Origin of the sequence: Streptomyces sp. NPDC127108 (assembly GCF_042677545.1) — a bacterium.
In the GTDB taxonomy this organism is placed as follows: domain Bacteria; phylum Actinomycetota; class Actinomycetes; order Streptomycetales; family Streptomycetaceae; genus Streptomyces.
The window spans coordinates 24,272-42,908 of record NZ_JBHXTE010000026.1; the positions used below are offsets into that span (position 1 = coordinate 24,272).

The following is an 18,637-nucleotide window of genomic DNA, read 5'->3' on the forward strand; positions in this document are numbered from 1 at the left end:
CGTGCCCGGTCAACTACCACCTGATCAGGGCGTGCTTGCCCGCTTCCCGGGTGCGCAGCACGTATGTGGCGTGCAGGGGAAGCGGCAGGCAGATGTCGAGCTCAGCAATAGGACCTCTCGCATCGCAAAGGTGGAGACAGGGTGGCGGGCATGCCCCAGGACACGCCCGCCCGGATGCCCGGCCTGCTCTCCCTGGCCCAGCCCCGCCGGGAATGGCCGGGCGCCGAACCTGCCGAGCGACTCGGCCTCATAATCGGCGACCCGCCGCGCCGTGACCTGCGTGCCACGGCGGGCAGGCGGCCCCGCTGAGTGGTCCGCACCTCGGGGCCCGGGCCGATCTGCGCCTGCGCGTGTGGACTGTCACCCAGCGGCGACGACCTCGATTTCGACGAGCCAGTCGCTGTCCAGTGTGGTCGCGACGATGGCGGTGGTCGGGACGCGTCTGCCGCCGAGTGCGGCCGTTCGGGCGGAAGCGTTGGCCTCGGCATAATCGGGATCCCGCAGGTAGCTGGTCAGGCGCACGATGTTGTCGACGGTCATATCGGCGGACGCGAGAATGGCACGGATGTTTGACCAGATCAGTTCGAGCTGTTCCTCCAAGCCGGTCCCTGGCTTCCCGGCCGGGTCGAGCCCCATGGTGCCGGCGACGTACAACAGCCGTCCGGTGCCTCGGACCTCCATGGCGTGCACATAGTCGTCGGTTGCCGGGTAGACGCCTTCGGTCGGGTTGTGGGGCACGAGTTCCATCGACTGCCTCGCTCTCTGGACGGACGGCATGGCTGCGGACCGATCATCATCCACCGGCAGGATCCAGGGGAAGCGGATTACGAGAGGCGCCATCACGCCCGCGCATCGACGTACCCAGCCGGCCTCACTTAAGGACGTGTGGGCGGTTGCCGGTTCGGTAGTTGGAACGCGCCGGAGGTCGTGGTGGTCGATGCTGTGAGCTCGCGGATCGCCGAGGCTCTGGCCGGATACCGATGACCTCCGGGCCGGTTACCACCGGGGCGCCCTGGCCCACCGGCTGCGCGTCCGTGCGGAGATCTCTTGGCCATGTCGGAAGGGGGCACAGCCCGTCGCAGGAGCACTGGTCCGTGCGGCCTTTGGGAACTTCTTCGCGGCGACACGTAGTGCCGCGACGTTGAAGGAACCGTGCGCTCGTCGAACGGCCCCGGGCGCCGGTCGGTGCGTTGACAGTCGACCGGGCAGGCGCCCAGGCGGTGCCGAGGCTTCTTATGATCACTGTGCGGGGAACCGGAAGCTGACCATCTTCGGAGGCGAACGACCATGTCGGAACAGCGTGTTGTCCTGGTGACGGGTGGGGGAACGGGAATCGGGGCCGCCACCGCCCGGCTGCTGCGCGCGGCAGGGCACCAGGTCGTGATCTCCGGGCGGCGGCCCGAGCCACTGCACCGGGTGGCCGAGGAGACCGGAGCGCTGGCCCAGCCTTCCGACGCCGCTGACCCCGAGGCCGTGCGCGAGCTCGTCGAGACGACGGTGACGGCCTACGGAAGACTCGACGGTGTGGTGCTGAACGCCGGAATCGGGCGGGGCGGCGCGGTCGGCGACACCGAGGTCGAGGACTGGGAAGAGCTGATGCGGACCAACCTCACCGGCCCGTTCCTGCTGTTGCGTGCGGCACTGCCGCATCTGCTGGAGGCCCGTGGTGCGGTGGTCGCCGTCGCTTCGGTCGCCGCGCTGCGCAACAGCGTCGGCAACGCTGCTTATGCGACGTCCAAGGCGGCTTTGCTCCACCTCTGTGGCTCCCTGGCTGTCGACTATGGGCCGCAGGGGCTGAGGGCCAACACGGTGTGCCCGGGCTGGGTGCGTACGGAGATGGCCGACCAGCGGATGGCGCGCTTCGCGTCGGAGGCGGGACTGGCGGGTGGCGCCGAGGCGGCGTACGAGGAGGCGAACCGGCTCACTCCCGCCGGACGGCCCGGTGATCCTGAGGAGGTCGCTGGGGTGATCGACTGGCTGCTGTCGCCCGCCGCGTCCTACGTCAACGGGGCCGTCCTCACCGTCGACGGCGGGATGACCACGGTCGGTGTGGGCGGTGCCGCCTTCGGCCACCGGATCGAGCCGCGCATCCCGCGCCTGTAGCGGACTCTTGGACAGCCCCACCTTGGGCTGCCACGGGGCTGCCGGCGGCGCCGGGCACGGGGCCCACGGCGGTGCACGTCTGCCCGGCGTTCCCTTAGAACCTGAATTGGAAGGCTGCTACACGGAAGAGCTGGCCATTGGTTGCTGCGGATCTGGCTGTGGGTTGACGCTGGTGGCGTGAGGCCGGGGCTTGTCGCCGGCCCGTTGAACTGCGGCGACCATTTCAGTTGAGACAGGTAGCTGATGCAGGACCGCTTCCGGCCTTGAGGGATGGAAGCGGTCGAGGGCGAGCTAGAGGGGTATAGCGCCCGCTGTAGGCAGGCCGATGCCCCGAAACGATCATGTTTCGTCGGGTTCGATGACATCGCGCGTCAAAGCCTGGTAGCCGTCGATGCCTCGGTAGACGAGGAGCAGGGCATCCTGTTCGGCGCCTGCAGGTCCGGCCTTGCAGGTGAGCAGGGCCGGAGTGTTTCGGGACTTGTGGTCGTCCAGCAGGACGGGTTTGGTCCAGCCGCCGGTCCCGGTCCAGGTCGTGTGTGCGAGCTTGTCGCTGTCCCCGACGCCGACTACACCCTGGACGCCGATCCCGAGGTCCCTGCCCACCTCAAGGCGACGGCGCGCCGCACGCTGCGGGCTCTCGGCTGAGGGTGCCCGCCGCCCGCCCCGGCCAGGCCCTGGTCACTGCTGAGGCTGGGCTTCGGCGGGACCAAGGCTCCGGCGTTCTAGCTGACGGCGGTCACCGTGGTGGACTCCGTGCCGCTGACGTCGTTCGTGCCGTCAGCGGTACCGGTGACGGTGGCGGTCACCGTGCCCGCGGCGTAGGGCGTGACTGCCACGATCACCTCAGGGATGATCCCGCGGGGGATGTCGCCGATGTCGCAGGTGGCGACCGTCGGGGTGAACGTGCAGCTGCCGGTGCTGGGGGTGGCGTCGGCGATGTTCGCCAAGGTGCCCGACAGGGTCAGGGTGGCCCGCGCGCTGGTGATGTCGCCGTTCCCCCTCAGGGCGAAGCTGTAGTTGTAGCTGGTCCCGACCCCTACGGGATCGAGGTTTTCAGAAGGTCCGAAGAGGGTGAGCCGTGGCGCGGCCGACGCCGGCGGGGCGGTGGCCAGCAGCCCGGACAGGGCGAGCAGCAGCCCGCTGAACAGGGCCACGAAGCGGCGTAACGAGCGGCGGTACTGGGCGTGCGGACCGCGCCGGAGCGGAAGCCGTCGTGTGGGAATGGGTACGGACATGTCGGGTGCTCCTTGAGGCATGGGGCGCGCCGCGCCGAGGCCGGACCCGGGTGGGGCTGACAGGGACGGGGCAGCACGCCACGGAAGCCCGCCGCGCACACGGCGGGCCGAGACTTCCTCCCTACCGGCCTACCCGCTGTGCCGAGCCCGGGAACGGACGGCCGTGACCCCCGAGGACCCGGTACCCCGAACTGCGCCCCGCCCTCGACGCGTTGGACCCGGCCGCGCGGGAGCCGATCACGCTGGAGAACCTGGCGGCCCGCAAGGAGCGGCGAATTCCGTCTCATGCTCGATCGTCCTGCGGGATGATCGCGTGTGTCACGCCATGCGATGGACTCGTCGCGCTCGGCAGCTGCCGGAAGAGGGGGCTCATGTCTGAAGCCAACGAGGTCGTGAACGTCCCAGACGTCGTCACCGAGGCGTTCTTCGACGGGATCATCGACCAGGCGGACAGTTCGACACCGGGGAAGAGCTTCTACACCCGCAGCGCGTTCATCACCGCGCTGGACAGCTTTCCGGGCTTCGGCACCAAGAGTTCGGAGAAGGACAGCCTGTGGGAGATCGCTGCCTTCTTTGCCCACGTGACACACGAGACCGGTCATCTCGCCTACATCGAGCAGTGGGACAGGCCGTCGAAGCACTACGTCGACAAGAGCAACACCCAGTACCCGGGGTGTCGGGCAAGGAGTACTACGGCCGCGGCCCGCTGATGCTCGCGTGGAACTACAACTATGGGCCCGCCGGTGATGCGATCGGCTTCGACGGGCTCAACAACCCCGAGCTCGTGGCGACCGATGCTGACATCGCCTGGAAGACCGCGCTGTGGTTGTGGATGACGCACATCCACAGCGTCCGCGGCCCCCTGGCGCACCACCGCAGAGCCCGATGCTCGCTGCGACTGGCGTCACAGGGTGTGGCGCCACCAGCCGCGTCCGACAATGAGTCCCTCGAGCGCTCGAACCCACCGACAGACTCACGTGATCGCGGGTACACCCCTCTACGGCGGCCGTTATCTGCCAGGAGGACGAGCGGCCGGCGGCTATCGGCCCACCTGGACCCGGAAAGTGAGCCGGTTGCCCTCTGTCTGGAGTGCGGCGCTCTGCAGGGTCGGGTCTTTGTACGACGGCGCCTGCTCTATCAGGATGGGGCAGCCGTGCTTGTCGTTGAGGCAGCCCCCATTTTCGGCTCCGAGGGTGTCGACCCGGGCCACGCCCGCCTGCTGCTTCATCCACTCTTCGGCCAGGAGAACCTGGTCGGCGCAGTGTTTGACGCACGGGTCGGGCCACGTGTACGCCACTTGTGCCTGGCTTTGGTCGACGCGGTTCGTGGTCGGCCGGGAGAACCCCGTGGGGACGGGCAGGGCGTCGGCCACAGTCCGGTTGGCTTCGTACGCGTTGTCGTCGTCCCGCTTGTCGAGGAAGTACCCGGAATACGAGACCACCGCGATCACCAGCATCGTCGCGCCCAGCTTGGCCCACGGTGAGAAACGTCGGCGCGGTGCGGGCACCGGCTCGGCGGTGGGCCCCGCCGCGGCCTTCCGCACGGCGGGGCTCCGCGCCGGCATTGTGGGAGTCGGAGACGCAACGGGAGCTGCCATGGCCATGGCGGGAGTTGGTGCGGCGGCGCCGTTCAGCTGGGCCTGGAGCTGATCCATGGTCAGGCGCGCGGCTGGATCCTTGTACAGCAACCTGTCGAGTACGGGGCCGAGCACCCCCGCCCGCACGGCCGGAATCGGCGGCTCCGTGGCGACGGCGACCAGGATCGCGCTCGGGGCCGTCCCGGCGAACGGGGCGTGGCCCTCCACGGCGGCGTACAGCGTCGCGCCCAGGGACCAGAGGTCGGACTCGGCCGTCGCGGGCAGGCCCCGGACCTGCTCGGGGGCCATGAACGCGGGCGTGCCCATGATCATGCCGGTGGCGGTGAGGGTGGCGTCTCCCTCGAGGGCGGCGATCCCGAAGTCGGTCAGGACGACCCGGTCCTCTTCGAGGAGGATGTTGGCGGGCTTGATGTCCCGGTGCGTGATCCCCATCCGGTGAGCGGCACCGAGCGCAGCCGCCACTTGCCGCCCGATATCGGCGACCCGCTGGGGCGTGAGCGCGCCCTGCGCCTCGATGAGGTCGGCCAGGGACCCGCCGTCCACCAATTCCATGACGATCCAGGGCCGTCCATCAGGGCCGGATATCCGGTCATGAACGGTGATGATCCCCGGATGCTTCAGCCGTGCGGCGGCGCGGGCCTCGCGGTCGAGGCGGGCGATCCAGTTCTGCCGCTCGGCCTCGCTCACATGCTCGGGCAGCTGCAACTCCTTGACAGCGACGTCGCGCCCCAACTGCTCATCGTGGGCCTGCCAGACGGCGCCCATGCCTCCCTGGCCGAGCAGTCGGCTCAACCGGTAGCGTCCCGCGAGGAGTTGCCTGTGATCGTCGTCCACGCATGGAATATAGCCGGGGTACCGCGCAGGACCGGCCTTGCCGATCAAGGGGTGACTGGCGGCCGCTTCCAGGAGCTGACAGGCGGTGCGGTGCAGAGGATCGTCAACCATGGTGGTCGAGCTTGGTGGCGGCTGCTCTGGCGGCCCGCTCGATCTTCGCTACGTGGGTTTTCCAGACGGTCATGTCGCGCTGCGGGGTTGCGTAGGTGCCAGTCGAGCCGTCGAGTTGTTCGCGCAGAATGTCGGCGTGCCCGGCGTGCCGACTGGTCTCGGTGAGCATGTGGACCAGGATGTTGAAGAGCTTCACGTTGGGGCGTGGCCACCAGGGCACGTGGCCGGGGGAGTCGATGGCGAGAGCGGTAATCGTCGCGTCTGCGTGCTCCCAGGTGCGACGGTAGCGATCGGTGATCTCTTCGCGTGTCTCGTACTCGGTCGCCCACATGTCGGCGCCGGGCTCTGCGGCGTCGTCCCACTGAGGTAGAGGTTCGGGGAGTAGCCGGTCGAAGACCTCCCCGAAGTACCTGGACTCTAAGATCGACAGGTGCTTGACGAGGCCGAGAAGGTTGGTTCCCGTCGAGGTCAGAGGGCGGCGGACGTCGTACTCGCCGAGCCCGTCGAGCTTCCAGAGCATCACCTCGCGAATCTCTCGTAGATCGCTGTGTAAGTACTCTTTCGTGGATTCATCGATCACGGGACATGAGCCTGTCATGCGCGGCCACCGGGCTCAACCTGTGCCCAGTGCCCGGAGCGATAGGGGCAATCAGCTGTTGGCTGGCGCGGGCTTCCTCGATCAGCTGGGGGCGCCGTTCCGGATCAGGCCGTTGATGGAGCTGGCGCAGGCTTGCCGCGTCGCACCGCCACTCGGTAGACGACTCAGGCTGGTTATGGGGTGACTGAGAGGTTGTCTCACGTGGCGAGTTTTGCGAGCTTCTGGTGGTAGGTCAGGGCGGCGGCCACAGCTGGTGTCCTGTCTCAGTGGACCTGGGGCAGTCTCGGTCCATCTGTGGCAACGGTGGCCGCGTCTCAGTCCCACTTGGGGAAGTAGGGCGGTGTCTCAGTCCTTCCGAGGTGCCGCTGGCCCGCCTTACCTACGGTCGCTGTACCGCGTCGGTGCTGGGTCAGTGGGGGCCGGGATGGATGCAGCGGACTTCTGGGGGCCGAGATAGTCGGGCTCTCTGGCCTGCTCGCCTCCGATCACTGGGAGAGAGCCGCCCTGCGCGACGGCGGCCTTGTCCCGTTCATCGGCGAAGTCAGCTCCCGCGGCATCGTCGTCGGCTACGATCCCGACGAAATCGATGACCCTCTCACCAAGTGGGTCCGCGACCGCCTCACCCACTACAAATTCACCCTTCACCACACCGGATGGGCCACGCTCCGCTGATCCTGCGCAATGAGACAACCCGCAGAGCCACCAACCAGCCCACCAAGGACTTCCGGACCTGTCCCCTGACGTTTCCCCGTTACTGACACGGCCATACGGGGGGTGATCGAAAACGGTTTGCGCACAGGGGCCGCAGTTGGATAGACGTTGCGACCGGGCCCGTGCCACGAGGGCGAGGGCACGACAGCGAGAGGAGGGATAAGCCGATGATCCCCATGATCACCGCGCTTGCGTCCTCCCGGGGCGCGGACCGCGTCTGACCCCGGAGCGGACAGGCGCCTTCACCGGAGCGTGCCTGAACCGTGAAACAGAACGACCTGACCATGCGTCCCATCAACGGACCCGAAGAACTCGACATCTTCTCCCAACTGCCCTACGTCCTCAACGAGGAACTGGCATACGACCTTGCCGTCGGCCGCCGACGCCCGGAATGGATCTGGGTCGCCGTGCGCGGTGACCGCCTACTGGCCAGAGCTGCCTGGTGGAGTCGAGCCGGCAGCGATACACCCCTCATCCTGGATGTCCTCGACATCGACGACAACGCCCCAACTCCCGATCACAGGGACATCGGGGTGCGGCTCCTGCGCACCGCGATGGCCGCCACCCTTCCGAACCGATCGCGTCCCCCTGAGTACAGCCGTCTCGTCCCGCCGGACTGGCGCGAGAACACGGTGACCAGACAAGCCGTCGAGGACCGCATGACGGTACTGGAGAGGACCGGTGCCCGGCTCTTCGTCGAACGACTGCGGCTGGAATGGCACCCGGAATCACCAGTCCCCAAACCCACCGAGCGCCTTGCGTTCCGCCGGTTCCGCAATGCCAGAGAGCTCGTGGCCTTGATGACCTCGGTTCTGGACGGCACGCTGGACGCACATGGCCGTGACGACCTGACCCGGATGTCCGCTCAGGAAGCGGCCGTCAAGCACTACGAGGACGAGCTGGCACGCTACACAAGCCCGCGAGACTGGTGGCGGATCGCAACACTGCCCGACGGAGAGCCAGTGGGGTTCGTCCTCCCGGCCCACAATGGCTACAACGCGATCATCACCTACATCGCGGTCCTGCCCACACACCGCGGCAATGGCTACATCGACGACCTCCTCGCAGAGGGCACCCGCATCCTTGCCGAGCAAGACGTCCCCCGCATCCGCGCGTCCACAGACCTGGGCAACGTCCCGATGGCGAACGCCTTCCAACGTGCTGGATACGTCAATTTCGGGCGTGAGATCAATATGACCTGGAACTGATTGAGCACCGGGCGGAGGCGCCACAGACGGCGCCCCAGCAAACACCCAGGCTGCCTCAGGTCGGGTGAGACAACTCGGCAGGTCTCTCACCCGACCTGAGGCAGACCTGGCCACCGGGCTGCAGTGCCTCAAACAGATTGAGGCAAGTCAGCTGGGCCTCAGCTCTGCCAGTCGTTGCGGACCACGTACGGGATCTTGAGACCACGAGCAGCCCATGGCAGGCTCATGCCGCATGATCGATGACTTCGCGAAGAACAACCTGCACACGAGACTGCGGCGGGACCGCAAGGCGCTGCTCTGGAAACTCGACGGCTTGTCCGAGTACGACGCCCGCCGGCCTTTGACGGCGACCGGGACCAACCTCCTCGGCCTGGTCAAACACGTGGCCACCGTCGAGGCCAGGTACTTCGGCGAGGTCTTCGGCCGCCCTTGCCCGGAGCCGCTGTCCCGGTGGCAGGACTACGACGGCAGCGATCAGTGGGCGGCCGAGGACGAGACCCGCGATCAGATCATCGAGTTCTGTCGGCGCACGTGGGAACACGCGGACGCGACGATCAACGAGCTTCCCCTCGACGCCCCCGGCCACGTGCCGTGGTGGCCGGAGCCGTATCCCAACACGAACCTGTTCGCCATCTTGGTCCATGTCCTCGGCGAGACCAACCGGCATGCCGGGCACGCCGACATCCTGCGCGAGGGCGTCGACGGCCGGACCGGGGTACGCCCCGAACACGAGCAGCAGATCGACGAGGAAGCCCGCGCAGGCTACCGCGCGAAGGTCGAGCAGGCCGCCAGGTCGGCCGCACGCATCAAGGCTGATGAGGCTCCCTGAATCCGGCCGTTCCTTGCTCCGGAGTTCCCCCGGAGTTCCCCGGAGTTGCTCGGCCTAACTCCCCGCCCACCGGTCCCTGGTCCACGGACACCGCCTCGCGCGGTGCGGCCTGCCGGTCGGCGACCCCGTGGGCGGTGCGGCTCTCATGTCCAGGCTATGCGTCCGTTGCTTCGTGGTCGGGAGGCCCTGTCAGGATGGGCAGGAGAGCTCCCAGGGCGACGACGCAGAGGAGCAAGGGCACCGGCAGAAGACCGCCCTCGACGGAGTCGATGCCGTCGACGCCGTACCCGGCTCCAAAGAACCAGGTCAGGCTGCCGCCGATGACAAGCAGGTGGCAGTGCTTCTCCCGCACGATCCGCATGCCCGCCCACAACAGCAGGGGCATCGCGAGCACAGTGCTCAGGACGAACGTGGCGAGCCACACGCCGGTGCCCGCCCAAGCTTCCTCGGGACGGGCCTGTTGCTCGGCGCGTGCCCTCGCGAGCCCCGTACTTAGGATCACATGGCACACCAAGACGGCCAGAGCGGTGACCATCGCCCCCTTCACGGCCCGGCCCGGGCGGATTCGTGTCATGGCTGCACACTCGCCGGAAGGACCGCGGGGCGCATGAGCATCCGTACTCATCCCCTCCAACCTCTGCGGCCGTTCTTGAGTTGACTCAAGAACGGCCGAGGCGCAGGCACCGCGAGACGCTGGCCCACGTGCCCGGTGCGGTGCTTACAGCCGGATCAGCAGGTGGAGCTACGGACCTTGGCGAAGGCGTTGTTGGCGACCTTGACGTAGATGGTCTTCTTGTTCTTGCGGTTGTACTTCTTCGAGAAGTCGCGGCCCGGGGTGAGCTCGAAGTCGACCTTGAAGCAGCGTCCCTTCTTCACCTGGAAGACGTCCCAGTCCTGGGTGCCCTTGGTCCGCTCACCGGGCTTGAGCCAGTTCCTCTTCTGGTTGTTGCAGGTCGGCTTCTTGGTGGTGTAGCTGCCGGTGCTCCCAGTGCTCTTGCACCAGTTCTTCAGGGCGTAGAAGCCCTTCCCGCTGTCGTTCCAGGTCTGAGAACACAGGGGCGGACGGCACCAACTGCCTGTTGTGCTCGCAGCGGGGGCCTTCGCAGGGGGTGCCGCGTTCGCAGTGGGCGCCGGGCCCGCCAGGGTGGCGGCGGTCCCGATCGCCACCACGGTGGCCGCGGTCCTGACGTGCTTGAGCACGGGCTTCGTGGAGACGGTCACGTTCTTCTCCCTCGTTCGGTGGCCGGCCCTCATGGACCGGCAGGCCCGACGCTAGGGCGGTCGCGGAGGCCGTCACCAGGACCTTCGGGCAGGGCCGAAACACGGTCGGCGGCCAGGCCGAGCTCCGGTTCGGCCACAGGCCGTCAGCAGTCGGGCGGCGGCGCCGCGGCGGCTGCGGTGGCGGTCGCGGGATCGGTGCAGTGGTCCACGGGAATCAGGCCGCGACGAGCTCCCGCTCGCGCCCCGGCGTCTTGACCTCGGGCTTCTTGTTCGGAAGCGAGAGCCGGAAGACCTTGTGCCACGCGGAGAACACCTGCTTGGGCAGCGGCCCGGTGACGTACTCCAGCTCGTACTTCTCGAACAGCGCGCGCACCTTCACCGCGACCTCGGCGTACCGGTTGCTGGGCAGGTCCGGGAACAGGTGGTGCTCGATCTGGTGCGAGAGGTTGCCGGTCATGAAGTGCATGGCCTTGCTGCCGCTGATGTTCGCCGAGCCCATCATCTGGCGCAGGTACCACTGGCCGCGCGTCTCGCCCTTGATCGACCGGCGCTCGAAGACCTGCACGCCCTCGGGGAAGTGGCCGCACATGATCACCGAGTGGGACCAGAGGTTGCGGACCAGATTCGCGGTGAACGTGGCGGCGAGCGTGGGGAGGAACGACGGACCCGAAAGGAGCGGGTGGACCACGTAGTCCTTGAGCACCTGCTTGCGGATCTTGCGGCCCACGGCCCTGGCCCGCGCGCGGAACTCCGGGTTCTTGCGGCGGCGCTTGTTCAGGTTCTTGCCGAGCTCCAGGTCGTACGCCGCGATGCCGTACTCGAAGAAGCAGGCGTTGACGAAGTTCCACAGCGGCTGGCCGAGGTGGAACGGGTGCCACTTCTGGTCCTCGTCGACGCGCATGATGCCGTAGCCGAGGTCGTTGTCCTTGCCGATCACGTTCGTGTACGTGTGGTGCAGCTCGTTGTGCGAGTGCTTCCACTGGTCGGCCGGCGAGACGTGATCCCACTCCCAGGTGGTGGAGTGGATCTTCGGGTCCCGCATCCAGTCCCACTGGCCGTGCAGGATGTTGTGGCCGATCTCCATGTTGTCCATGATCTTCGCCACGGACAGTCCGGCGGTGCCGAGCACCCACGCGGGCGGGAACCTCGAGAACAGCAGTACGCCCCGACTGGCCAGCTCGAGCTTGCGCTGCGCCGCGATGACCTTGCGGATGTACGCGGCGTCCTTCTCACCGCGGCTGGCGATCACCTCGTCGCGGATCGCGTCCAGCTCGCGGCCGAGCTCCTCGATCTGCTCCGCGGTGAGGTGGGCGGTGGGGTCGATGGCGGTCAAGGTGTTCCTACCGTTCGATGTCGCAGGGGCCCGCCGCGGCGGACACGCAGGTCTGGATGAGGACGCCCGGTTCGGCCTCGGTGATCTCGCCGGTGCGCAGGTCGCGGACGGCGCCCGTCTTGAGCGGCGTGACGCAGCCGAAGCAGATGCCCATGCGGCACCCGGAAGGCATGAGCACACCGGCCTCCTCGCCGATGTCCAGCAACGGCGTGGCGCCGTCCGCGTCCACGGTCTTGCCGGTGGCGCTGAACGTGACCTCGCCGCCGTCGCCGGCGACGACGATGCTGGGGCGGAAGCGTTCGGTGTGCAGGCGCTCGTGGACGCCGTGCTCGGCCCAGTGCTTCTCGGCGGCGTCGAGCAGGCCCGCGGGCCCGCAGGCCCAGGTCTCGCGCTCGGCCCAGTCGGGCACGAGTTCGCCGAGACGGGCGATGTCGAGCATGCCGTCGGTGTCGGTGTGCACCTCGGTGAGCCGCAGCTTCTTGTCCGCGACGAGGTCGTGCAGTTCGCTGCGGAAGATCACGTCGCGCGGCTGCGGAGCGCAGTGGACCATGACGGCGTCGTCGAACTCGGTGTCGCGCAGCATGCCCATCACGGGCGTGATGCCGCTGCCGGCCGTCAGGTAGAGCACCTTGGCGGGCCTGGCCTGCGGCAGCACGAAGTCACCGGCCGGCTGATCGAGCTGGATCAGCGTGCCCGGCTTGGCCCTGCGGACCAGGTGATTGCTGACCTTGCCGTCCGGGATCGCCTTCACGGTGATCGTGACGCGGCCGTCCTGGCGGTTCGTCGGCGAGGTGATGGAGTAGGCACGCCACAGGCGCACCCCGTCGACGTCGACCCCGATCCGCATGTACTGACCGGCCGTGTGGCCGCGCCAGCCCCGTCCCGGCCTGATCAAGATGGTCGCGGCGTCACGCGTCTCGGGGTGCACGGCCTCGATGCGCCCACGCAGGTCAGCGCCCGCACGCAAAGGGCTGACCAGGTCGAGGTAGTCCGACGGCAGCAGCGGCGTCGTGACCATTTCCAGCAGATTCCACGCCCTGCTGCGGAGGGCTGCACTCGTCATGGCCCCAGCTTGGTGCGCCTCAGGGCGTAAAGTCCTGACCGTAGGATGTGAATCTGTTCGGCCGAATTGTTCGCAGGGAACAAACAACGTGAGCCATGCAATCCGGAGGGCCAGCGAACTGGCCCTGGATGAGACGACGGTCACTGCGCTTCGGGCAGCGCTGAAGACCACCGCCGACGAGGTCGTCCAGGCGATCATCGACGAGGTCCCTTCCTACGCCAACGCCCTTTCGGGTCGCATGGGCGCCACCATCCGCCGAGCCGTCCGCACCGCCCTGGGGAACTACCTGGACCTCGCGAGCGGGAAGGCCACAGGCGGCGACGCCGGGGACGCGGCCTACGAGCTGGGCCGCGGCGAGGTGCGCGACGGCCGTTCCATGGACGCCCTGCTCAGCGCCTACCGCGTCGGCGCCCGCGTGGCCTGGCGATGCCTGGCAGCGGGTGCCGTACCCGCAGGTCTGCCCGCCGCCGAGGTCGCCAAGTTCGCCGAGCTGACCTTCGCCTACATCGACGAGCTCTCCGCCGCGAGCGCCGCGGGCCACGCCGACGAACTGGCCGCCCGGGGCCGGGCCCACGAGCGCCACCTGGAACACCTGGCCCGCGACCTCCTCGCCGGCGCGAGCCCGGACGTGCTGCTGGCCTCCGTCCAACGGGCCGGGTGGCAGCCTCCGGTTTCGCTGACCGCGGTCCTGCTGCCCGCCGCCCAGGCCCGGCCGGCCTACCGCGCGCTCGACCCGAGCACCCTGGTCCTCGACGATCTGCCGGACTCCACCGGTGTGCTGCTCGTCCCCGATGCCGACCGATCACATCTCATGCGGCAGCTGACCGACCGCACCGCCGTGGTGGGCCCGGCCCGGCCGTGGACTCGTGCGTCGGCCTCGTACGCACGAGCCGTACGCGCGCGCTCCCTCTCCTCGGACATTCGCGACACCGAGGACCACCTGCCCGAGCTGGTGCTGACCGCCGACGCGGACGCGTTCGCAGACCTGCGTGCCCGAGCCCTCGCACCGCTGCGGAACCTGCCTGTCGCGACCGCACGGCGGCTGGAGGAGACGTTGCGGGCGTGGCTGCTGCACCAGGGCAGGCGGGACGAGGTGGCGGCGACGTTGTTCGTCCATCCCCAGACGGTCCGGTACCGGATGGCGCAGCTGCGGGAGCTGTTTCCGGATCTCGCGACGCCACACCGGGTCCTTGAACTGACGCTGGCGGTCGGGCTTCGGGCCGGCTGACGCGTACTTCGACCGTCCTTACGGTTTGTGGGTCACCCAGAGCAGTTCCGCCGGCCAGCGGTGTGCCCAGTCGGGTGGGTCGGTTTCGTTGTAGCCGTTGAGTGTTCCCGGTTCGGGCCGCGGCTCGATGAGGTCGTCGATGATGAGACCCGCGCCGCGCAGGACCCTGACCCAGTCGCCGTAGGTGAGCTGATAGCTGGTCGCGCCGTCGCCTTCGGCGATGGTGTTCAGCCCGAAGTAGTCCTGCTGCAGCGTCGTGGTCACGCGGCTGGCGGCTTCGTCGTAACACGCTTCGAACCACGGGCTGGCGACGTTGAACACCAGGCGCCCACCTCGGCTCAAGACGCGTGCGGCCTGCGGGACGGCCAGATGCGGGGGAGCCCAGCTGAGCCCACCGAAGTCGCAGAACACCAGGTCGAAGCTGTCGTCGGCGAAGGGGAGGTGTTCGGCGGCGCCTTGCACCAGCGGGTAGCGGGCCGCTCCCATCGCGCGGGCCGCTGCGGCGAGTTGGGCTTCGGACAGGTCGAGTCCGACCACGGATGCGCCCTCGGCGGCGAGCGCCCGGGACCACTGACCGGCGCCGCAGCCCAGTTCGAGGACGCGCTTGCCGGTGACGTCGCCCAGGGCGCGCAGGTGCGCGTCGGGGATGGAGTACATGCCCCACAGCCGGGGTGCGGCGCCGATCTGCGGGTCGTGCTCGTGCTGGTAGGCGCTGCTGATCTGGTTCCAGAGCCGCCGGTTGGCGGGGATGCTGTCCACGTGGTGACTCCAGCACTGCTTGCCGGGGGCGGTCAACACGATTAGGGCACTGGCCGGCCCGAGCCCCGGTCCGGCCCGTGGCGCGCCGGACAGGTCCTAGGCCGGGAGGGAGAAGCCCTCGGGTGGGGCACCCTCGACGAACAGCATTCCCACCCGGGCCTTGCCCTCTCGTATCTCTCGGGCTCGCCGGTACTCGGGGGAGTCGTACCACTCCCGGATCCGGTCCATGTCGGGAAACTCGATGACCACGAGCCGGGAGGAGTCCCAGGTGCCTTCCACGGGCTCGGGCGTGGAGCCTGTGACCAGTTAATGGCCGCCATGGCTGGCGTTTCCGCTCATCGTCGTCGAGCGTGGTGACGTCGTAGAGCGCGATGGCTTCGGCGGCGTACTGCCTGGTGTCGTCGGTCAGGTCGGCCGCGGTCCCGCAGATTCACAGACAGCAGGGTCTCCGGCAACCGGCCTCGGCAGTCCGGTGAGCAGGGTCCAAGTGCAGGTTCTCAGCTTGTTTTTTTAAGCTCTGGGCCTCTGGGGTGACGTGCTTGATCATGGGTGAATGACTGCCTTTTACCATGTGTGCTTCGTGGTCCCGGATATCGAGCAGGCGATGCAGGACCTTCGGCGTGCAGCCGGAGTCGAGTGGAGTGAGCCAGTGTCCGACCGGCTCGGTGAGTGGGACTTCCGCATCGTCTTCACCGCGGGCGGGCCGCCCTTCATCGAGCTCATCGAAGGGCCCTCGGGCAGTCCCTGGGACGCGTCCAGGGGAGCCAGGTTCGATCACATGGGCTTCTGGACCAGCGATGTGCGGCGCGGGTCCCAGCGTCTGGAAGAAGAGGGCGTGCCCGTGGACTTCTCCGGTTGCCCCTATGGCCGGCCGTTCGCCTATCACCAGATGGACAGCATCGGTGCCCGGATCGAACTCGTTGACGTCGGCAGGCAGGCCGGCTTCCTCAACCGGTGGCATCCGGGCGGGAAGCCGATGCCCGCCATCGACGAGAAGCCCAGAAAGCATCGCTGAACGTAATCAACGCAAAGCTCACAACCGCTCCTCGCGGACCGGCGGGTGTCTAATGATCTGCGCGCTGTCCGTGCGAGGTCTCGGGCTGCCGTATCCACGCGGCCAGTAGCCGAAGCGCCTCTTCGGAGCTGGAGCCCGCCTCGGCGGTGTAGACGCTCAGCCGCTGGTCCTGGTCGGCGGGCAGGGTGAGGGACTCGTAATTGAGGGTGAGCGGGCCGAACATGAACCGCACCAGGTTCCATTCACGGTGCGGCAGGACCTCGAAGTCGGTGAGCAGCGCACGTGCCATCTGGTTGGACGCGAGCACGTCCAGTCGCCGCCCCAGCACGAGGGCGGGGGTGTGATCGAGGATCCGGAGCAGGTCGCGCAGCCCCGGGCGGACCGGCTGTGGACGCGTCGCCGTGCGGCGGGGCTTGCCTGCGGCGGGTTTGGCGAGCTGGAACAGATGGGTGCGTTCGACGGAATCGAGGCGTAGCGCGCGGGAGATGGCGTCAAGGACGGTTTCGGAGACGTTGAGTCGGCGTCCGCGTTCCAGGCGTACGTAGTAGTCGACGCTCACGCCCGCCAGCTGCGCGACCTCTTCGCGGCGCAGTCCTGGCACTCGCCGTGAGGCGCCGTCGTCGGACAGGCCCGCCTGATGAGGGGTGATCCGTGCCCGCCGAGAGCGGAGGAACTCGCCGAGAGCCGTGTTGCGGTCCATGCCGTTCACGATAGGGCTCAAGATCGCCCCGACGGCCGGCGAAAGGGGGACTGGCAGACCCCTGGCCCGGCTGTCCCCAGGGCGAAGCGCCCCCCCGGAGGCCGATCAGCAGCCGATTCCGGTGCTGAAGTGGAACGTGTCGAGACCGGCCATGGCCCAACCGCGCCCGGGTCGGCCTCTGTTCGCATCGTACGAAGGGAACTCCTGTGTCGGACACCAAGACATTCCTGATCACCGGCGTCAGCACCGGCCTGGGCCGCGCGCTCGCACGCGCGGCGTTGGCCGCGGGCCACCGGGTGGTGGGCACGGTACGCACGCCCGCCGACGCACGGGCCTTCGAGGCGCTCGCCGGCGACGCGCACGCCCGCATCCTGGACGTGACCGACCACGACGCGGTGGACACGGTCGTGGACGAGGCCGAGCGCGACCTGGGCCCGGTCGACGTACTCGTCGCGAACGCCGGGTACGGCCATGACGGCCTCTTCGAGGAGTCGTCGATGGACGACCTTCGCCGTCAGTTCGAGGTGAACGTCTACGGAACCGTGGCAGTGATCAAGGCCGTGCTGCCGCACATGCGGGAGCGCCGCTGCGGCCACATCATCGCCGTCACCTCGATGGGAGGACTGATCACCATGCCGGGTCTGGGCTTCTACCACGGCAGCAAGTTCGCGGTGGAGGGCATCCTCGAAACGCTCGGCAAGGAGGTCGCCGATTTCGGCATCCATGTCACGGCCGTCGAGCCGGGAAGTTTCCGCACCGACTGGGCCGGCCGCTCGATGGTCTTCGCCCCTCGTGCGATCGCCGGCTACGACGAGCTGTTCGAGCCGCTGCGTGCCCGGCGCACCCAAGGCAACGGGCGTCAGCCGGGCGACCCGGACAAGGCCGCGGCCGCGGTGCTGCGCATCGTGGCGGCCGACCAGCCGCCGACGCGCCTGCTGCTCGGCCCCGACGCCCTTCGGCTTGTCCAGGCCGGACGCGACGCCTTCGAGCGCGACATGCTGGCGTGGGCCGAGTTGTCGGCCTCCACCGACTACGACGACGTCAGGCGATCCGCCTGACGTCACTCGCCGTCGGGCCCAAGCACTGGGCCCCGACGGCGGCCGTCATCACCAGCTGGCCCAGGGCCAGCTCCTGTCCGGTGCTGGACAGCCGTTCCGCCTGGCCTCGCGCATTGCTCGTCACGCGCAATCGGGAGATCACCACCGCATCCCCCTGCGGCACCTTAGGCTGAATCGCTCTTGGATCCGACCGCGTACTTCACGAGGGAAGAGGCGTTCATGGGTGAATTAGACGGCGGGACCGCACTGGTGACGGGCGGCTCGCGCGGGATCGGGCGCGCGGTCGCTCTGCGGCTCGCCGCCGAGGGGGCGCTGGTCGCGGTCCACTACGGCAGCAACGACGAGGCCGCTGCGAAGACCGTGGCGCGGATCGCCGAGACCGGTGGCCGGGCGTTCACGGTGCAGGCCCGGTTCGGCGAAAGCGGTGCGGTGGACCGGCTGTTCGACGGGCTCACCGCCGGGCTCGCCGATCACGGTGCGGACGGCCTGGACATCCTGGTCAACAACGCGGGCATTCACTCGGTCAGTTCGATCGGGCAGCTCACCGAGGAGGAGTTCGAGCGACTCCTTGCGATCAACGTGAGCACGCCCGTCTTCGTGGTCCAGCGGGCGCTGCCGCTGCTGCGGGACGGCGGGCGGATCGTCAACGTGGGCTCGGCGTCCACCCGGATCGCGGACCCCCACCAGATCGGCTACACCGTCACCAAGGCGGCTCTGGCTGCCCTTGGCCCGTCGCTCGCCAACGAACTGGGCCGACGTGGGATCACCGTGAACACGGTCGAACCCGGGGTGGTGCTGACCGACATGATCGCCCACTACGCCGAGGTTCCCGAGGCAGTGGCCGGACTTGAGTCGATCACCGCGCTCGGGCGGATCGGCGAGCCGGAGGACGTCGCGGACGTGGTGGGCTTCCTGGCGGGACCGCAAGGGCGCTGGGTGACCGGCCAGACCATCGACGTCTCCGGCGGCACCTACCTCGGACCCATCACGCCCGGATGATCTGCCGCGGGCGCGTACCGGGGCCGTGACGTCGG

Annotated in this window: 22 protein-coding genes and 1 pseudogene; 10 read left to right on the forward strand and 13 right to left on the reverse strand. The window is 68.5% G+C overall.

The annotated features are described in order from the left end of the window. Nucleotides 1-150: 150 nt before the first annotated feature. Nucleotides 151-309 carry a hypothetical protein gene (locus ACFVHO_RS22545; RefSeq protein WP_385717341.1) on the forward strand — a complete coding sequence of 53 codons (159 nt, stop codon included), beginning with the start codon at nt 151-153 and terminating at the stop codon, nt 307-309. Nucleotides 310-360: 51 nt separating this feature from the next. On the opposite strand, the gene ACFVHO_RS22550 is transcribed toward ACFVHO_RS22545, so the two are convergent. Further along, entirely contained in the window at nt 361-747 is a 387-nt protein-coding gene (locus ACFVHO_RS22550) for a RidA family protein (protein ID WP_385717344.1), read from the reverse strand. Nucleotides 748-1,287: 540 nt separating this feature from the next. Between ACFVHO_RS22550 and ACFVHO_RS22555 the strand changes: the two genes are divergently transcribed. Then, entirely contained in the window at nt 1,288-2,103 is an 816-nt protein-coding gene (locus tag ACFVHO_RS22555) for an SDR family NAD(P)-dependent oxidoreductase (protein WP_385717347.1), read from the forward strand. Nucleotides 2,104-2,442: 339 nt separating this feature from the next. Here ACFVHO_RS22555 and ACFVHO_RS22560 read toward each other — a convergent pair whose 3' ends face one another. Both ACFVHO_RS22560 and ACFVHO_RS22565 read right to left on the reverse strand, forming a co-directional pair. Beyond that, a complete protein-coding gene (locus ACFVHO_RS22560) occupies nt 2,443-2,706 on the reverse strand; it encodes a hypothetical protein (protein WP_385717350.1) in 264 nt (87 codons plus the stop codon). A gap of 119 nt (nt 2,707-2,825) precedes the next feature. Further along, nucleotides 2,826-3,338, reverse strand: a complete 513-nt coding sequence (locus ACFVHO_RS22565; protein WP_385717353.1) for a hypothetical protein — start codon at nt 3,336-3,338, stop codon at nt 2,826-2,828. Nucleotides 3,339-3,709: 371 nt separating this feature from the next. On the opposite strand from ACFVHO_RS22565, the gene ACFVHO_RS22570 reads away from it, so the two are divergent. Together ACFVHO_RS22570 and ACFVHO_RS22575 are read left to right on the forward strand one after the other, a co-directional pair. Further along, a complete protein-coding gene (locus tag ACFVHO_RS22570) occupies nt 3,710-4,048 on the forward strand; it encodes a glycoside hydrolase family 19 protein (RefSeq protein ID WP_385717356.1) in 339 nt (112 codons plus the stop codon). Beyond that, nucleotides 4,048-4,122, forward strand: a pseudogene (locus ACFVHO_RS22575) (chitinase); the annotation flags it as partial. The gene ACFVHO_RS22570 and the pseudogene ACFVHO_RS22575, both read left to right, overlap by 1 nt. A gap of 255 nt (nt 4,123-4,377) precedes the next feature. On the opposite strand, the gene ACFVHO_RS22580 reads toward ACFVHO_RS22575, so the two are convergent. The 3 genes from ACFVHO_RS22580 to ACFVHO_RS22590 form a co-directional block, all read right to left on the reverse strand. Further along, complete coding sequence (locus ACFVHO_RS22580) at nt 4,378-5,769, reverse strand: serine/threonine-protein kinase (protein WP_385717359.1); 1,392 nt, start codon at nt 5,767-5,769, stop codon at nt 4,378-4,380. Between the two features lie 103 nt (nt 5,770-5,872). After that, nucleotides 5,873-6,460, reverse strand: a complete 588-nt coding sequence (locus ACFVHO_RS22585; RefSeq protein WP_385717362.1) for a DinB family protein — start codon at nt 6,458-6,460, stop codon at nt 5,873-5,875. A 393-nt stretch (nt 6,461-6,853) separates the two neighbouring features. Further along, the gene (locus ACFVHO_RS22590) at nt 6,854-7,105 is read right to left on the reverse strand and encodes a hypothetical protein (protein ID WP_385717365.1); all 252 of its coding nucleotides are present in this window, start codon (nt 7,103-7,105) and stop codon (nt 6,854-6,856) included. 368 nt (nt 7,106-7,473) lie between these two features. Here ACFVHO_RS22590 and ACFVHO_RS22595 point away from each other — a divergent pair, with 368 nt between their 5' ends. Together ACFVHO_RS22595 and ACFVHO_RS22600 are read left to right on the forward strand one after the other, a co-directional pair. Further along, nucleotides 7,474-8,397: a GNAT family N-acetyltransferase gene (locus ACFVHO_RS22595; RefSeq protein WP_385717645.1), complete on the forward strand. Its 924-nt coding sequence runs from the start codon at nt 7,474-7,476 to the stop codon at nt 8,395-8,397. Between the two features lie 232 nt (nt 8,398-8,629). After that, nucleotides 8,630-9,226, forward strand: coding sequence for a DinB family protein (locus tag ACFVHO_RS22600; protein WP_385717368.1), 597 nt, complete (start codon nt 8,630-8,632; stop codon nt 9,224-9,226). Between the two features lie 154 nt (nt 9,227-9,380). Here the strand turns inward: ACFVHO_RS22600 and ACFVHO_RS22605 are convergent, their stop codons facing one another. The 4 genes from ACFVHO_RS22605 to ACFVHO_RS22620 all read right to left on the reverse strand — a co-directional run bounded on the left by ACFVHO_RS22605 (nt 9,381) and on the right by ACFVHO_RS22620 (nt 12,843). Continuing rightward, nucleotides 9,381-9,800 (reverse strand): hypothetical protein, encoded by a 420-nt coding sequence (locus ACFVHO_RS22605; RefSeq protein ID WP_385717371.1) that lies wholly within the window; start codon nt 9,798-9,800, stop codon nt 9,381-9,383. A 155-nt stretch (nt 9,801-9,955) separates the two neighbouring features. Beyond that, nucleotides 9,956-10,447 carry a hypothetical protein gene (locus ACFVHO_RS22610; protein WP_385717374.1) on the reverse strand — a complete coding sequence of 164 codons (492 nt, stop codon included), beginning with the start codon at nt 10,445-10,447 and terminating at the stop codon, nt 9,956-9,958. Between the two features lie 214 nt (nt 10,448-10,661). Further along, nucleotides 10,662-11,780 (reverse strand): fatty acid desaturase family protein, encoded by a 1,119-nt coding sequence (locus ACFVHO_RS22615; RefSeq protein WP_385717376.1) that lies wholly within the window; start codon nt 11,778-11,780, stop codon nt 10,662-10,664. Nucleotides 11,781-11,787: 7 nt separating this feature from the next. Continuing rightward, a complete protein-coding gene (locus ACFVHO_RS22620; protein ID WP_385717378.1) occupies nt 11,788-12,843 on the reverse strand; it encodes a ferredoxin reductase in 1,056 nt (351 codons plus the stop codon). A gap of 88 nt (nt 12,844-12,931) precedes the next feature. Here ACFVHO_RS22620 and ACFVHO_RS22625 point away from each other — a divergent pair, with 88 nt between their 5' ends. Beyond that, nucleotides 12,932-14,071: a PucR family transcriptional regulator gene (locus ACFVHO_RS22625; RefSeq protein ID WP_385717381.1), complete on the forward strand. Its 1,140-nt coding sequence runs from the start codon at nt 12,932-12,934 to the stop codon at nt 14,069-14,071. 18 nt (nt 14,072-14,089) lie between these two features. On the opposite strand, the gene ACFVHO_RS22630 is transcribed toward ACFVHO_RS22625, so the two are convergent. Next, on the reverse strand, nt 14,090-14,830 hold the full coding sequence (locus ACFVHO_RS22630) for a class I SAM-dependent methyltransferase (RefSeq protein WP_385717383.1): 741 nt from the start codon (nt 14,828-14,830) through the stop codon (nt 14,090-14,092). A gap of 96 nt (nt 14,831-14,926) precedes the next feature. Continuing rightward, nucleotides 14,927-15,136: a DUF1330 domain-containing protein gene (locus ACFVHO_RS22635; RefSeq protein ID WP_385717648.1), complete on the reverse strand. Its 210-nt coding sequence runs from the start codon at nt 15,134-15,136 to the stop codon at nt 14,927-14,929. 247 nt (nt 15,137-15,383) lie between these two features. Here ACFVHO_RS22635 and ACFVHO_RS22640 point away from each other — a divergent pair, with 247 nt between their 5' ends. Continuing rightward, a complete protein-coding gene (locus ACFVHO_RS22640) occupies nt 15,384-15,845 on the forward strand; it encodes a VOC family protein (protein ID WP_385717386.1) in 462 nt (153 codons plus the stop codon). Nucleotides 15,846-15,894: 49 nt separating this feature from the next. Here ACFVHO_RS22640 and ACFVHO_RS22645 read toward each other — a convergent pair whose 3' ends face one another. Beyond that, complete coding sequence (locus ACFVHO_RS22645; RefSeq protein WP_385717389.1) at nt 15,895-16,545, reverse strand: helix-turn-helix transcriptional regulator; 651 nt, start codon at nt 16,543-16,545, stop codon at nt 15,895-15,897. 206 nt (nt 16,546-16,751) lie between these two features. Here ACFVHO_RS22645 and ACFVHO_RS22650 point away from each other — a divergent pair, with 206 nt between their 5' ends. Both ACFVHO_RS22650 and ACFVHO_RS22655 read left to right on the forward strand, forming a co-directional pair. Next, entirely contained in the window at nt 16,752-17,603 is an 852-nt protein-coding gene (locus tag ACFVHO_RS22650; protein ID WP_385717390.1) for an oxidoreductase, read from the forward strand. 219 nt (nt 17,604-17,822) lie between these two features. Then, nucleotides 17,823-18,602: an SDR family NAD(P)-dependent oxidoreductase gene (locus ACFVHO_RS22655; protein WP_385717393.1), complete on the forward strand. Its 780-nt coding sequence runs from the start codon at nt 17,823-17,825 to the stop codon at nt 18,600-18,602. Nucleotides 18,603-18,637 lie beyond the last annotated feature (35 nt).

Bases quoted from the DNA above. Each gene is read 5' to 3' on its own strand.
- ACFVHO_RS22545 (WP_385717341.1), top strand. From the start codon at position 151: ATGCCCCAGGACACGCCCGCCCGGATGCCCGGCCTGCTCTCCCTGGCC.
- ACFVHO_RS22550 (WP_385717344.1), bottom strand. From the start codon at position 747: ATGGAACTCGTGCCCCACAACCCGACCGAAGGCGTCTACCCGGCAACC.
- ACFVHO_RS22555 (WP_385717347.1), top strand. From the start codon at position 1,288: ATGTCGGAACAGCGTGTTGTCCTGGTGACGGGTGGGGGAACGGGAATC.
- ACFVHO_RS22565 (WP_385717353.1), bottom strand. From the start codon at position 3,338: ATGTCCGTACCCATTCCCACACGACGGCTTCCGCTCCGGCGCGGTCCG.
- ACFVHO_RS22570 (WP_385717356.1), top strand. From the start codon at position 3,710: ATGTCTGAAGCCAACGAGGTCGTGAACGTCCCAGACGTCGTCACCGAG.
- ACFVHO_RS22595 (WP_385717645.1), top strand. From the start codon at position 7,474: ATGCGTCCCATCAACGGACCCGAAGAACTCGACATCTTCTCCCAACTG.
- ACFVHO_RS22600 (WP_385717368.1), top strand. From the start codon at position 8,630: ATGATCGATGACTTCGCGAAGAACAACCTGCACACGAGACTGCGGCGG.
- ACFVHO_RS22605 (WP_385717371.1), bottom strand. From the start codon at position 9,800: ATGACACGAATCCGCCCGGGCCGGGCCGTGAAGGGGGCGATGGTCACC.
- ACFVHO_RS22620 (WP_385717378.1), bottom strand. From the start codon at position 12,843: ATGACGAGTGCAGCCCTCCGCAGCAGGGCGTGGAATCTGCTGGAAATG.
- ACFVHO_RS22640 (WP_385717386.1), top strand. From the start codon at position 15,384: ATGACTGCCTTTTACCATGTGTGCTTCGTGGTCCCGGATATCGAGCAG.
- ACFVHO_RS22645 (WP_385717389.1), bottom strand. From the start codon at position 16,545: ATGGACCGCAACACGGCTCTCGGCGAGTTCCTCCGCTCTCGGCGGGCA.
- ACFVHO_RS22655 (WP_385717393.1), top strand. From the start codon at position 17,823: ATGGGTGAATTAGACGGCGGGACCGCACTGGTGACGGGCGGCTCGCGC.